Annotated in this window: 9 protein-coding genes; all 9 read right to left on the reverse strand. The window is 44.2% G+C overall.

The genetic code is table 11. The features are described from left to right. Window positions 1-14: 14 nt before the first annotated feature. Complete coding sequence (locus DSM465_RS0113695) at window positions 15-731, reverse strand: alpha/beta hydrolase (RefSeq protein ID WP_230459252.1); 717 nt, start codon at window positions 729-731, stop codon at window positions 15-17. Window positions 732-810: 79 nt separating this feature from the next. Beyond that, the gene (locus DSM465_RS0113700; protein ID WP_029761574.1) at window positions 811-1,377 is read right to left on the reverse strand and encodes a nitroreductase family protein; all 567 of its coding nucleotides are present in this window, start codon (window positions 1,375-1,377) and stop codon (window positions 811-813) included. A gap of 43 nt (window positions 1,378-1,420) precedes the next feature. Then, the gene (locus DSM465_RS0113705) at window positions 1,421-2,392 is read right to left on the reverse strand and encodes a FecCD family ABC transporter permease (protein WP_051358537.1); all 972 of its coding nucleotides are present in this window, start codon (window positions 2,390-2,392) and stop codon (window positions 1,421-1,423) included. 46 nt (window positions 2,393-2,438) lie between these two features. Then, window positions 2,439-3,446, reverse strand: coding sequence for a FecCD family ABC transporter permease (locus tag DSM465_RS0113710; protein WP_029761577.1), 1,008 nt, complete (start codon window positions 3,444-3,446; stop codon window positions 2,439-2,441). Window positions 3,447-3,468: 22 nt separating this feature from the next. Continuing rightward, window positions 3,469-4,455, reverse strand: a complete 987-nt coding sequence (locus DSM465_RS0113715) for an ABC transporter substrate-binding protein (RefSeq protein ID WP_029761578.1) — start codon at window positions 4,453-4,455, stop codon at window positions 3,469-3,471. Between the two features lie 99 nt (window positions 4,456-4,554). After that, complete coding sequence (locus DSM465_RS0113720) at window positions 4,555-6,192, reverse strand: AraC family transcriptional regulator (RefSeq protein ID WP_029761579.1); 1,638 nt, start codon at window positions 6,190-6,192, stop codon at window positions 4,555-4,557. Window positions 6,193-6,460: 268 nt separating this feature from the next. Continuing rightward, window positions 6,461-7,249 (reverse strand): 4'-phosphopantetheinyl transferase family protein, encoded by a 789-nt coding sequence (locus tag DSM465_RS0113730; RefSeq protein ID WP_223812946.1) that lies wholly within the window; start codon window positions 7,247-7,249, stop codon window positions 6,461-6,463. Window positions 7,250-7,468: 219 nt separating this feature from the next. Then, on the reverse strand, window positions 7,469-7,675 hold the full coding sequence (locus DSM465_RS0113740; RefSeq protein ID WP_029761581.1) for an MbtH family protein: 207 nt from the start codon (window positions 7,673-7,675) through the stop codon (window positions 7,469-7,471). A gap of 19 nt (window positions 7,676-7,694) precedes the next feature. Further along, window positions 7,695-14,849, reverse strand: coding sequence for an amino acid adenylation domain-containing protein (locus DSM465_RS0113745; protein WP_029761582.1), 7,155 nt, complete (start codon window positions 14,847-14,849; stop codon window positions 7,695-7,697). Window positions 14,850-14,866 lie beyond the last annotated feature (17 nt).

Below are 14,866 nucleotides of genomic sequence, written 5' to 3' on the forward strand. Positions count from 1 at the left end.
TCATCAGTCACCTTCTACGACTTCCTTGATGTGTCTGAATATAACCACTTCACTGCGTTCGGAAATCGTCTAATAAAAAAAGGGCGAGCATGAGGAGTCCCCTCCTCTATAACCAATTTGAGTCTTTTATTGTTTCGCTGTTGATTCATTAATATCGCATAGGCTGCTTTTGTTCTCGAAACCATTTCTCGTTGCACATTTTGCTTTTCAATGCCCTCTATGCTTCCTACATCCATATAAATCTTTACCTCAGGGGCAACGATATGCGACTCCATGAAATGAAGAAACCCTTCATACCAAAATGAACCTGAAAGACAGCCAATTTTGCCAAATACATGCGGATATAAATAAGCCGCATACATTGAGATAAGGCCTCCAAGCGAAGCCCCTATCAATCCCGTTTGCTGCTGATGTCCATCTGGTTGGTAGGAAGCATCGATATATGGTTTCAGTTCTTCGACGAGAAAGGCAAGATAATGTGAGCCCTTTCCGCCAAAATCGGCAAACCGTTCAGATAGCGCCTTCGCATGCCACGGTGTATATTCATCCAATCGGTTCTTTGTCTCAATCCCCACAAATAAAAGCTCGGGAAGCTCCCCGCGAGCAAACATAAGCTCAATCTGAACTAGAGCATCGCTTTGAGAGGGATCAAACAAATATCCTCCATCCTGAACATAGACAACTGGATATCGACTAGCGCCTTTGACATAAGAGGGAGGAAGATAAATCAACAGCTTTCTCCCCCTCCAACTCTCCGTCGCCAATGTTCCCCGAATATGGCCTTCCTTTAACATATGACAAACCTCGGCCTCATGCTTGGTCAAAAATCATCGTTAATTGCGAAGCTGGAATACGCGACCGAGCAGGTGGAATTTGGGCAGGATAGCCGATATGGAGATTGCCAACCACTTTCTCTTTGGGCTGAATCTCCATCGCTTCTCGAAAAATAGGATCATGCAACCATCCAGGTGTCTTCCACACCATGCCGATCCCTTTTTCCCATGCAAGCAGACCAAAATTATGGATCACACAACTTGTTGATGCATAATCTTCTTCTCTAACTACCTCATTAGGGTTCTCTCTCATCACTACCGTTAAAATCATCGGAACAGACATGATTTTATCGTAAAATTTTTGACCGATTTCCTGCTTTTTTAATGGATCCTCTTCTTTGTTTTCTTTGATTTTCCGCACGGCATCAGCAATTTTTTTAAGGCCTTCTCCATATGTTAAAATGAACCGCCAGGGCTGAGTCAGACGGTGATTAGGAACCCAAACAGCTGTATCAAGCATCTCCATGACAAGCTCAGGTGATACAGGACGATCTTCAAATAGATGAACAGAACGACGCTCCCGCAATAATTGGCTCAGCTCCATAAGTCACCCTCCATTTTTCAGTTTTCGAGATGTCTCTTGTCTCTTACACTTTTGTTTTAAATAGCAAGTACACGAAGTAAGGAATACCAATGATGGCAATGACAATTCCAACAGACAGTTCGACAGGCGCAAAAACTGTTTTAGCAATAAAGTCTGAAACCACTACCAACAACATGCCAATCGTTCCGCTAATGGGAATGACACGCTGATGATGAACCCCGACGAGACGCTTGGCAATATGGGGAGCAATCAAACCAACAAAACCGATGTTTCCAGACACAGACACACACGCACTGACAATCCCAATACTCGCCAATAGCAATAGATTTTTTTCCTTTTCAGTAGAAACCCCTAACCCTTTTGCACGCTCTTCCCCTAATTGGAACAAATCGAGAATATAAGCTTTGCTGATAATAATGGGAACAAGCAAAATCATCCATGGCAACATGGCAACAACATATTGCCAATTGGCGTTCCAAATGCTTCCCGCAAGCCATACTGTCGCCATTTCAAAATCCTGTGGATTCATCTTTAACGATAAATATAAAGATACCGCCCCAAAACCAGCCCCCGCGGCAATTCCTACAAGAATGAGCCGCTGCGTATCCAAACGACCGTTTTGTCGCGCAAACAGATAAATCAGCAAAGCAGCACCCAATCCACCAGCCCATCCAAACAGTGGCATCGCTAAAATCGATAGCCAATCACTTTCCGCTGTCCTGCGACCTCCAAAGAAAAGCATAAAAATGACGATCATGGCTCCAGCCCCAGCATTAATGCCCAAAATTCCTGGATCAGCCAAACCGTTTCGGCTAATTCCTTGGATAGTCGCCCCAGCTACTCCTAATCCAAAACCAACCAACGCGGCAATGACAATACGCGGCAGTCGGAAATCCAAAATCACCAAATCATGTTCCGGAACCGGATCCATTCGCAGCAGCGTTTTTAAGACATCTTGAACACTTAGATCAAATACTCCATTTGTTAGACTAATATAAATCGCCACTAATATCATGACAATATTGCTAAATAGTACTAACCAATAGCGCTTAGCTGGATGACTAAGCACCCTTTCCTCCCCCTCTCGTATAAATTAAATAGAGGAAGAAAGGCACACCAATCAAAGCTGTAACGACCCCGATCGGTGTTTCAAACGGATAATTCAAAAATCGGCTTAAAATATCGGAAAGCGCCAAAAAGATCGCTCCAAGAACACCGGCACAAGGAATGATTCGGCGATAATCAACCCCTACTAAAAACCTCGTCATATGAGGAATAATTAAACCAACGAAGCCGATATTTCCAGCCAAGGCAACAGAAATGCCTGTTAAGATAACCACGCTGGCGATCGCCAAGGCCTTGATCACCATCGTTTTCTGACCTAAGCTGACCGATATTTCCTCTCCTAACGACAAAATCGTAATCGATTTAGAAACCATAAGGGCAATAGTAAGACCAACAATGGCAAAAGGCACTGCCAATTTAATGAAATTAGGGTCCATTTGATGCAACCGAGCATTGTACCAAAAACTTACATTCTGCGAAACTTGAAAATAAGAAGAGAGAGCGGCTGATATGCTGCTCAAAAATGTTCCAATAATCATTCCAATAATCGCCATTCGAACAGGCGACATTCCATTGGGCAGGATGGAGGCCATCCAGAACACAAAGCCTACCGCAACCGCTGAACCAACCAATGAGTACATGATCATCTCAAGCGAAGAGGCGCCCGGCTGAATAATCATACAAAGTGTAATCGTAAAAACCGAACCATCTGAAACCCCCATAATGGAGGGAGACGCTAAATAGTTCCTTGTCATCCCTTGCATAATCGCTCCTGAAATCGCAAGGAATGCACCAATCAAAAGAGCACCGATCACTCTTGGCAGTCTCGAATGCCTGACAATTTGATGATTCACATCATTCGGGTCAAAATCAAATATCGCTTTCCAAACTGTCACCTCATCTATATTTTTGACCCCATATAAAATAGATGCGATGATGATCAACACCATCGCAACCGGTGAAAGCCATAAAATCAGGGCTGACGGAGAAATCCTTAATTGCATATTGACGCTACCCTGCCTTGTATTATTCGTTGCCGAGTTTCTCCACAACTGCTTTTAAGAAATTGATTTTGCTCCACGCTGTGCCGCCTTGTGCAAGCGGGTCGACAACGTTGACGAACACTTTATCATTTTTTACAGCATTGATGCTTTTCCAAATTGGATTGTTTTGTAGCTCTTCAAGTGCTTTAGGATTGTTTTTATTTTCATCTTCTGAGAATTGCACAAAGATATAGTCCGGATTCATTTCGCTAAATTTTTCTAAAGAAATGACTTCCTGAGCTTTCGCATTTTGAATTTCTTGAGGTACTGTGAATCCTAAATCCGTATATAGCGAAGGGTTGAAAAATACATTTGGCGGATAGATCATAATATTACCGCTTCGAATGCGAACAGCCACGACTTTCTTATCTTTTAGCTTGTCTCCCAGCTTCGCGTTCGCTTCTTCTAAGTCTTTTTTATATTGGTTTAATACTTCTTCAGCTTTATCTTGTGTTCCAGTCACTTCTGCCAACACACGCAAATTGGCTTCCCAATCTGTTGAGATGTGAGAAATCGGAATCGTCGTTGCTATTTTCTCCAGTTTTTGCGCAACATCTGGCGGGAATTTTGTCGTTGAGAAAATAACGTCTGGTTTTAATTTTAAAATTTCCTCAATATTAGGCTGCGCTTTTTCACCGATAGAGACAGTAGAGCCTGTAATGTCCTTAAACATTTCTGGGAATTTGCCACCAACCGTAATGCCTCCAAGCGGCTTTACTCCTAACACAAGCGCATCTTCCATCGTTTCCATGCTTCCCGTGATAACGATTTTATCCGTTTTGACCGGAACTGTATAATCCTTTCCAAGATACTGAATCGTATGTTTTTCATTCGAATTCGCTTGTGTTTCTTGTTTTGTATTCGAGCCCCCTCCTGATTTTTCAGGAGCTGATGATTCTTTCGCACTACAAGCGCTTAATACAAAAATCAGTAGAGCGATGAGGCCTAGATAAAGATAGTTTCTCTTCATGTCTCTCTTAAGTCCTCCCCTTATCCTCCTTTTGATAATGATTATCATTTATGATTATAATTTGGATCTCCCACTCTGAACATGGACAGTATCCGAAATTCATTTTGGACAAATTCCAGAAAAAAGCTTTAACGATTCATCAATCATTCGATCATGGGCATATGCCGAGTACTCCATCCACGGATCGGAAGAAAGCACATAGACTTGCTGATGGCGAACCGCTTTCAGCTCTTGCCATGGAAGGGAGTATTGCAATTGATTCCAAAAAGCTAACGTTTCTTCTTCCTGCCTAATTAATAGCAACAAACGATCCATATCGATTTGAGCAAGCTGATCAAGCGTAATCGGTTCATTGTAAGTACCGCGCTTAGGATACGCAGCATTCATTTGCAAATCCTGATAAAACACCTCTGATATGCTACGATTGCAATGAGCATATAAATGCTGATTCGAGATGCGCACGACTAAAAATGTGTCCTCTCCGACTTCCTGCTTTAGCTGTTGTCTAGCAAACTTCACTTTTCGTTCATACATTTGAAGCCAACTTTCTGCTTCCTTCTCTTCCCCCAAAAATTCAGCCGTCAGCATCAGCTGTTCCCGCCAATTTTTCTCAATCCATGGAACATAAAACATAGGAGCAATCTGTTCAAGTCTCTCCTTCTCCATCGTTTTGAGATCGTCTGTGCTAATAATCACATCCAGCTGCTCATGAGACAGTGTCTCGATTTTTGATTCCCAATGCTGATTTTTGCGATAAGCACTAAGAGGGACAGAAATATCGTCACGATACATTTTATAGTAATAAGCGGTCCATTTCGGATGAAGCGGCGCCGCATAAGGAATAATCTTTAAGGCAAGCAATTGGCCAGTAATCGGAGAGGTATAGGCAGCAATTTTCCTCCGGCGGCTTTTCATATAAGCGGTCGGTGTAACTCCTACCTTCTTTTTAAATTTACGGCTAAAGTAAAATTCATCATGATAGCCAACCTGATGGGCGATATCACGCAGTTTCGCGTCGGATTGAGCCATCAGACGCTTCGCCTTATTCAGTCGAAGCTCTGTTAAATAATCCATTGCGCTCATTCCATACGTTTTTTTGAACAAATCAACAAAATATTTAGGACTAACATTGGATATCCTTGCTAATTGCTCAATCGTCAAATTCTCATAAAAATAGCGTTCCATATAGTTCTTAGCAGCCTCTAGCGATGTTCGCGATTCTTTAGGCAAAGGGGAACGATGCTTCATGATATAATAAAGCAACTGTTGGAAAGCAAGCTGACAGCGAAACCGTTCGAGCTCGTCCTCGCTTCGCCAATGATCATAAATTTCGTCACATAATAAGATCAGCCGATCCGCAGGAAACACAGGGATTTCCCCCTGTAACGGGAAAAGACATTCCCCGTGATGAGAGAGGCATTCATATCTTGAACCTTTCCTTTGAAACACGTCAAACTTAAACAAGAACATTTTACTTCTTGCTTCTATTTCAATTCCATATGTATCATCAGGCGAGCATATATAAGCGGTATTCGGCCGCAGCCGATACCTGTGACTATTTAACATAAAATGTCCTTGTCCATCTTTAACGATCATCAGTACATGAGAAGTTGTAAGCTGCGGTTCGATCTGCCAGCCGTTTTCTTCTTTGATGAACTGCATCTCCCGCATTCTAAAAAACGACCGATCCCAAGCAAACTCCGTGGTCTCTTGCCTGATCATTTCAGATTGAGCCATGCTCTCCCTCCTTCTTGCTTCTTTATCTATACATGAAAAGAACGAGTTAATTCGATCTTTGACTATTCATTGTTATTTTGTTTTTTGATAATGATTATCATTATTATAACAGTATATCAAACCATTCCTTGTTTCACAATATCCTCCCATTCAAGTTCCATTCGTTGATTATCGATAACAACCGAAGCACAGGCGTCCGCAGGCACACAGCCAAAAAACAAGGCTGGTCTCCGGTTGAGAACAACCATATCCATCCCTGCCCAATCATTCATTGTTCCATCTTTCTATAATCATCTTTCCAGCCAAATCCTTTCCTCAGCAACATTCGAGCATCATATCGCTCTATTTGTTTTCCTGCTTCACCCAACAAAGCTAATGAGGCCACATAACCATTATCCATCTCTAATGGATACATCGCTGCACGGTTGAGACAACCAGGATCGCCTTTCAAATAAAGTAACCGTGGAGTTTGATGAGGCGCAGATACGATCACATGCAATGGGGAAATTTGCAACCCTTTACCCGTTGCTTTCAATATCGCTTCTTTCCTTGTCCAATATGTATAAAAAACTCTCCTTTGCTCCTGAGGTGATGCTTGAAACAAATGATATTTTTCTTCCTCTGCCAGTACTTCATTCGCCATTTGCCTGATATCTAAAGCGTAAGAGTCATCGAGCCACTCAACGTCGACACCAACGGGGGTGCCGGCTGTAAAAGCCACAAGAACTCTCTCGCCGGAATGAGAAATCGACCATTGGAATGAACGGTCAGGCAACTGCGGACGGCCATGAGCCTTGCGACAAGCCGGGCAAGTGCGATCAATCGGCACTTCATGTGGAGCCATATTGAGCTGTGCTGCTAATACAAAGCGACTTAATACACACCCGATGATAAAATGAGCTCGATCTTGTTCTTTCCGAAATGATTGTACTCTTTCCTTTTCCTCCGGGTTCAGCAATTGAATATGCCACGGTTGTAGATCACGGATGTCAGCGAGCCAAACCTGGCATGCATGCTTCGTCAAATGAGGAACAGAATCCGCCATTTCCCATTCCATCACAGCAAGCATTCCCCTCTCTCATTTCCGTTTTGCTTGATCGTAAAGCAAATAAAAGAAGAGTTAAGCAGGTGTTCTAACGGTTGGATCATTTCCTGCTCAACTCCGATTTGGTACAGCTCATTGCGAAGTGAAAATTGTTCAATTTTTATTAAGCATATAGTGAAAGGGTCCAAAGAAGTCTCTCTTCTATACTTCACTTGATCCACGTTCTACGCTCTATTTTTTGATTTCTCGCAAGCTGTTAGGCCTCATATCCGTCCAGTGTGTGCGAATATAATCTTGGCAAGCAGAACGTGTATTTTCGGAAAACACAACTTTCCAACCGGACGGAACTGCAATGGAGGACGGCCAGAGCGAGTACTGGCCTTCCTCATTGATTAAGACAACATAGGTCCCATCTTGATTTTCAAAAGGGTTGGTCATGTTCTACCTCTCCCTTCATTCATCGGACTGAAATCACTTTCTTTCTTAATTGATCAGCAAGAATGCGGCCAATTTCAGCCAATGGACCAGGCTGGCACATATCCTTATGACGGCATTCGATATCATATTGAATGATTCGACCATCGATATATGGCAGCCATGCCTCCGGCTCAATTGGGTCAAACCATTCTGGAATAACGGTTGAACGAAAGAATAGGAGATCTCCCTTATAGCGCCGCGGCATATATTCACTTAAAATCCGGACAGAATTGACATACGTATTTTTAAGATTGAAGATGGTTGACTCTTCTAAGCTAGCTAGCGCACTACCGTCACTCCGAAGCATCTCAATCGTATTTTCCAAATTCAACGGCTTCCCATCCATGTTATCCGGATCATATCCCCCTAAAGCGAGCAATGCAATCAAAGCCTCTTGCTCATCCGGGGCCTTAGCAATCGGTAAAAAGTGGCTAGGGTATGCGTCTAACATCACTAGAAGGGCAATCTCGTCTCCTTGCTGCTGCAGCTGTGTCGCCATTGCATGTACGACATTTCCACCTAGCGACCATCCTAATAAGTAATATGGTCCTTTCGGCTGGACTGTCTTTATTTGCTCAATATAATCCGCAGCCATCTCATCTAATGTCTCTGGCAATCGCTCAGCTTTCGCAATCCCTCGAGCCTGTAATCCGTATATTGGATATTCCGTTCCGATCGATGTCATCAATCCTGCATAGCACCAGCTAAGACCTCCCGCTGGGTGTACGCAAAATAGTGGAGGCTTTGTACCGGAAGCTCGCAATGGCAACAATATATCTAAAGCATGATGACTGCTTCCCATTTCTAACTTCTCAGCAAGGCCCGCAACGGTAGGAGCTTCAAATAAATCACCAATGCTCAACTCAACTCCAAACGTCTCACGAATACGACTCATTAACTGAACGGCCAAAAGTGAATGGCCCCCAAGTTCAAAGAATCCATCGTCAATGCCGACACGCGGTAAGCGGAGTATCTCCGTAAAGAGATCACATAACATCTCCTCTTGAGGTGTTCGTGGCCCGCGCCCACTTACTTCGATCGATAAATCAGGCATTGGTAACGCTTTGCGATCCAATTTACCATTTGGAGTTAACGGCAAAGCTTCGATCATGACAAAAGCGGATGGAATCATATAATCAGGCAGGCTAGCCGCAACATATTTCCGCAACTCGGACGATTTAAACTCGGCATCCTTTGCCGGCACAATGTAGGCCACAAGCCGTTTATCCCCCGACTGATCTTCCCGAACAATGACGGCGACTTGGGCAATTTGAGGATGTTTTGCTAAAACGGCCTCAATCTCTCCCAACTCAATTCGATAGCCTCTAATTTTGACTTGATGATCGATTCGGCCAATATAATCCAACGTCCCATCTATGCGCCATTTTGCTAAATCGCCCGTCCGATACATTCTTGAACCCGGCGGTCCAAATGGATTAGCAATAAAGCGTTCAGCGGTTAAATCAGGACGTCCTAAGTATCCTCTTGCTAGTCCAGCTCCAGCCACATACATCTCGCCAATCACTCCAGGCGGAACCGGCTGCAGATGATCATCTAATAAATACACCTCTAAATCAGGAATATTGCCACCGATTAAGCTATTCCCTTTCAGAGAAAGAACCGTGCGATCCAATTCAATATAGCTGACATGCACCGTCGTCTCCGTAATCCCGTACATATTAATCAGTTTCGGCTGATCCTCAGGATGCCGCTCATACCAATCTTCTAAACGGCTCAACTCCAATGCTTCTCCACCAAAAATCACAAAGCGCAAGGAAAGCTGCTTCGATAATTCGCTGTTTTCCCGATCAGCCTGCATCAGCTGATAAAAAGCGGATGGCGTTTGATTAAGAACTGTGACGTTTTGCTCGACCAACAATTGAAGAAACTCCTTCGGTGAACGGCTTACATGGTGTGGAACAACTACAAGACGTCCGCCATATAAGAACGGTCCCCAAATCTCCCAAACAGAGAAGTCAAACGCATAAGAATGGAATAATGTCCAAACATCCTTTTCCGAAAATTGGAACCAATGCTCGGTCGAATGGAACAGCCGGACTACATTTTGATGTGGAATCATTACGCCTTTTGGTTTTCCTGTTGAACCAGAGGTATAGATGATATAAGCCATATGATATGGCGACAAAGCTTCGATTCGATCCGTATCATTCGGATTCGTTTCTGGATAGTGGCTAATTTGTCTCATAACAGGCTCCGCATCGACTACGATATGCTCCACATTCGGCGTATGCGGAAGCTTCACTGCCATTTGCTGATTGGTAATCACATACATCGGCTGTGCATCTTCCATCATATAGGCAATGCGCTCTTCAGGATAATTCGGATCTAAAGGCAAGTAAGTGCCTCCTGCCTTCAATACCGATAAAATGCTGACCACCATTTCCAATGAACGCGGCAACGCAAGAGCAACTACTCTTTCTGGACCTACTCCTTTACTGATGAGAAAATGAGCCAACCGATTTGCTTTTTTATTTAGCTCAGTATAGCTAAGTTTTTGATCTTCAAAAACAACAGCCGTCGCATCTGGAACTCGTTCGACTTGTTTTTCAAATAAAGCTGGCAGTGTTTCCATAGACATATGCGGTTGACGATGCTCTGATTGATTCAGAAGGAGTTGATGTTCTTCTGGCAGCAGCATATGAATTTGCCCAATCGGCAATTCAGGATTCTCCACTACTTCTTTAAGGAGCTGACGTAACCGCTTGGCAAATCGTTCAACGGTCTCCTGCTGGAATAAATCTCGGCTATACTCAAATAAACCTATTAATCCAGCCGGCGAGCCATCTTCCATCCGGTTTTCGCGAAGCTCGAGCGTCAAATCAAATTTGGCAGAGCCGACACTGCGAACTTCTAATCGACTTTCCACCCCTTGCAACTCCAGCTTTGGCTCCGGTGTATTGTGAAATACAAACATGACTTGAAATAGTGGGTGCTTGGCCCGAGAACGAACTGGATTTAAAATCTCTACTAATCGTTCAAACGGCACGTCTTGATTTTCATAAGCGGATAGATTCACTTGCTTCACTCTAGCAAGCAGTTCTCGAAAACTCGGATTTCCCGATGTATCCATACGCAGCACAAGCGTATTAACAAACATTCCCACAAGGTCTTCCAAGGCATCGTCATTTCTTCCTGCAATTGGACTGCCAATTGGAATATCTGTTCCCGCTCCCAACCGGGTGAGAAGAGTAGCAAATCCCGCTTGAAGCACCATAAATAAGCTTGTTTTATTCTCACGTGCCAAAGCTAATAGCCGTTGATGGAGCTCCGCATCGAGCTCGAATTCGACAACGCCGCCTTCATAACTGGACTCCGCAGGACGCGGATAGTCAGTCGACCACTCCAGTTCTTCAGGTAAATCGGCAAGCGTCTGCTTCCAGTAATCCAACTGTTTCGCAACGAGATGATCCGGACGGTTTTCGTTTCCTAAAAATTCTTGCTGCCAAAGAGCATAGTCAGCATACGTGACCGGCAAAGGTGGCCAATCTACTTTTTGCTGCTGGCAATGTGCGTGATAAGCACTAGCTAAGTCACGAGTCAGAGGAGTTAACGACCATCCGTCTGCTGCAATATGGTGCATTAAAAGCAACAGCACATATCGATACTCTCCAATTACAAATAGCTGTGCTCGAATTGGTGGTTCTTTTGCTAAATCAAAGCTATAACGCACTGCTTCATCTAGCACACGAGATAACTCATTTTCGCTAACTTCTTGAACGATCAGCTCTGGACGTGCATGATGCGGTTCCAAAACGATTTGCCTTGAAGTACCCGAACGATCTGGAAAAATCGTACGTAACGTTTCATGCCGTTCCACCACATCATATAAAGCTTGTTGCAAAGCAGCAATCTGAAGCTCACCTGTTAAATGCACAACGACCGGTATATTATACGTAGGGCTTGGACCTTCTAAATGATGTAAAAACCATAAACGTCGCTGAGCAAATGATAGAGGAATTTTGTCTTTATGAGCATATGCTTTCACTGGTGGTTTCCCGTATGCTGCTTCTTTTAGATGATGAACAAGGCTCGCCACTGTCGGTGATTCAAACAGCTTGCCGATGGCCAACTCCACGCCCAACACATCGCGGATGCGGCTGATTAAACGCGCAGCGAGCAACGAATGGCCTCCCAGTTCAAAGAAGTTATCGTCAATACCCACTGCTGACAAATCAAGCACTTCAGCAAAAAGCTCACATAAAATTTCTTCTTGCGGTGTTCGAGGCTTGCGTCCCTTCATTGTCATCGTCCAATCGGGAACCGGCAGCGCCTTGCGATCAATTTTTCCGTTTGGAGTAAGTGGAAATTCTTCTAAAATCATAAAGGACGATGGGACCATATAGTCTGGCAGCTTTTCACTGACATAATGCCGCAGTTCAGCCAGATCAAGCGATCCTTTTGGGTCGCAAGGAATGAGATAAGCCACCAATCTTGGATCGCCTGGATGATCTTCACGAGCCACGACTATCGCCCGTTCTACCTCATCGTATTTGGTTAATACGGCTTCAATTTCACCGATCTCAATGCGGAAGCCACGCAGCTTCACTTGATAATCAACACGCCCGATATAATCTAAAGAGCCATCCTTGCGCCAGCGCACAAGATCCCCTGTCCGGTACATTCGACTGCCTGGTGGACCGTATGGATTAGCGACAAAACGTTCGGCAGTCAAATCCGGCCGTTTCAAATATCCTCTCGCTACCCCCTCACCAGCAATATATAATTCACCAACTACTCCAGGAGGAACAGGCTGCAGATGGCGATCCAAAACATACACTTGTGTATTCCAAATAGGTTTACCGATCACAGGAGCATGAATGTCATCCTGCTGCAAAGTCGCCATCGTGGACCATATCGTTGTCTCTGTTGGTCCGTATAAATTCGTGATCTCGCATCCGAGCTGATCCAAAGCTGATGCAAGGCTGCTTAGCAATGCCTCTCCCCCAACAAGCACCCTCAACCTGGCGATGCTGTCAGGATGATACGTCACAAGCATATGCCAAAGTGTCGGTGTCGCCTGCATGATTGTAATCTCTTCCTTAGAAAGCAGCGCAGCGAGTGTTTGCGGATCTTGAACGGCTTCTTTTTTCGCTACAATTAATCTTGCTCCGCTCATTAATGGGAGAAAGATTTCCAAAGCAGCAATATCAAAGGCAATCGTTGTCACTGCCAGCCAGCGGTCACGCTCATTGAGCCTAAATTTGTCTTGCATGGCAAATAAAAAGTTATTTAGATTTTGGAATGGCACAACCACTCCTTTTGGCTTTCCTGTTGAGCCTGACGTATAAATCACATAAGCCGGATGAAGAGCAGAGCGCTCACTTCCAACATTCGTGCTAGGATAGCGTTTGATTGCCTCTTCGGTTTCTGGATGATCAAGCACAATCATGGACAACGAAGAAATCGCCGATAACTTCTGGTTTGTCGCTGAATTTGTAATGATGCAAAGCGGTTCAGCATCATCAAGCATAAAAGCTAAACGCTCTTTTGGATATTCAGGATCAATCGGCAGATAAGCTGCACCCGCTTTTAGCACCGCTAGCATCGCGATCACCATATCAATGGAACGTGGCAAAGCCAATGCTATATACTGTTCGGGGCCTGCTCCCTTTTCTACAAGTAAACGGGCCAAACGATTGGCTTGTTCATTCAGCTCTTTATAACAAAGCATCTGACTTTCGCAAATGATCGCAATCGCTTCCGGATACTGCTGTGCTTGTTTTTCAAACAGCTGTAAAAAGCTTTCTTCTGAATGACGCTGTGCCGTCTCGTTCCATATTTCAATTACTTGGCGGCGTTCTTGCTCAAGCAGCACATCTACACTTCCAATGGTCACGTCCTCTTGCAGCGATGTGAGCGTCTCCAAAAGCTGTAAAAACCTAGATTGATGAATGGCAAGGTCATCAGTTTGATACATTTCCGGATTCGCATCAAAATCAATTCTTAGGCCATTTCCATCTGTTCGATCGTAGACATTAATCGCCAAATCATCCACAGGCCCGGCTGCAAGGTTATGTGTAGTCCCTTGATATCCGTCAAATCGCAATCCATAGTCAAACGGCATAATATTGACTTGCACACCAAAGAGTCGTTGATTTTCTCCTAATAGTTTCAGATCGCGGCGCAGCTGCTCATGGCGATATTTATGATGTTTCTTGATTTCTTTGATTTCTTGACGAACAACGGTTAATAGCTGTGACATTTTCATATCTGCATGCAGATGCAGACGAAGCGGCACAAGATTCATCACCATAGCCGGTACATACAATGCCACGGAGCCTAAGCGATTCATCATCGGCAAGCCAAGAATCACATCTGTAGCGCCTGTCAACCGATGAAGATAAAGAGCAGTTGCTGCAAGGAAAAGCTCATGCCATCCTGCTTTCCAATATTGAGCCGACTGTTTCAACCGTTCCGTTTGAGCAACAGATAAATGAACGGTTTTTCGAATAAACGTATGCGAAGCGCGCGCCGCTCGATCAGAAAGGCTTACGGCTTCAGGCTGATCTCGAAAACGCTCTAGCCAAAATTGACGGTCACGTCCATATTGCTCAGAAGCATGATAAACCTCCTCTTCTTCAATCACTTCGCGAAATGAAGCAAAGACGTCATCATCTATCACGCGCTCATTCATGAGCGCCGTATAAGTCTCCGCTACTTTTTGGGCAATCAGCGAAAAGCCAAAGCCATCGATGGCAATATGATGAATGCGCTGATACCAGAAAAAGCGCTGATCAGAAATCTTAAATAACGCTTCCGTAAAAAGCGGATCGCATGTTAAATCGACCGGTTTCAATAGATCTTTTTTCATCCAAAGCAACGCTTCAGACTCCGGATTTGTGGCTGTACTCATATCAATGAAATAAAATGGGAAATCCGACGAAGGATCGATGATCTGCCATGGCCCATTTTCATCTTCACCAAATTGAGCGTGCAATGATTCTGCTTTAACCAACACGTGACGCAATGCTTGTTCAAAGCGAGCCGGATCAACCGGCCCGTGAATTTCGATGTATTCTCCTGTATTATAGATGGGATTGGTTGGATCCAGCTGTTGAGCAAACCAAATACCCGCTTGCGCCCCAGATAGAGGCAAACGCAGACGCTGATTCATGGATTCGGCCTCCTTAT

Source organism: Geobacillus thermodenitrificans subsp. thermodenitrificans DSM 465 (assembly GCF_000496575.1).
In the GTDB taxonomy this organism is placed as follows: Bacteria; Bacillota; Bacilli; order Bacillales; family Anoxybacillaceae; genus Geobacillus; species Geobacillus thermodenitrificans.

What these genes read in the sequence shown, in the direction of transcription:
- DSM465_RS0113700 (WP_029761574.1), bottom strand. Translation starts at nt 1,377, where the DNA reads ATGGAGCTGAGCCAATTATTGCGGGAGCGTCGTTCTGTTCATCTATTT.
- DSM465_RS0113705 (WP_051358537.1), bottom strand. Translation starts at nt 2,392, where the DNA reads ATGATATTAGTGGCGATTTATATTAGTCTAACAAATGGAGTATTTGAT.
- DSM465_RS0113710 (WP_029761577.1), bottom strand. Translation starts at nt 3,446, where the DNA reads ATGCAATTAAGGATTTCTCCGTCAGCCCTGATTTTATGGCTTTCACCG.
- DSM465_RS0113715 (WP_029761578.1), bottom strand. Translation starts at nt 4,455, where the DNA reads ATGAAGAGAAACTATCTTTATCTAGGCCTCATCGCTCTACTGATTTTT.
- DSM465_RS0113720 (WP_029761579.1), bottom strand. Translation starts at nt 6,192, where the DNA reads ATGGCTCAATCTGAAATGATCAGGCAAGAGACCACGGAGTTTGCTTGG.
- DSM465_RS0113730 (WP_223812946.1), bottom strand. Translation starts at nt 7,249, where the DNA reads ATGGAATGGGAAATGGCGGATTCTGTTCCTCATTTGACGAAGCATGCA.
- DSM465_RS0113740 (WP_029761581.1), bottom strand. Translation starts at nt 7,675, where the DNA reads ATGACCAACCCTTTTGAAAATCAAGATGGGACCTATGTTGTCTTAATC.
- DSM465_RS0113745 (WP_029761582.1), bottom strand. Translation starts at nt 14,849, where the DNA reads ATGAATCAGCGTCTGCGTTTGCCTCTATCTGGGGCGCAAGCGGGTATT.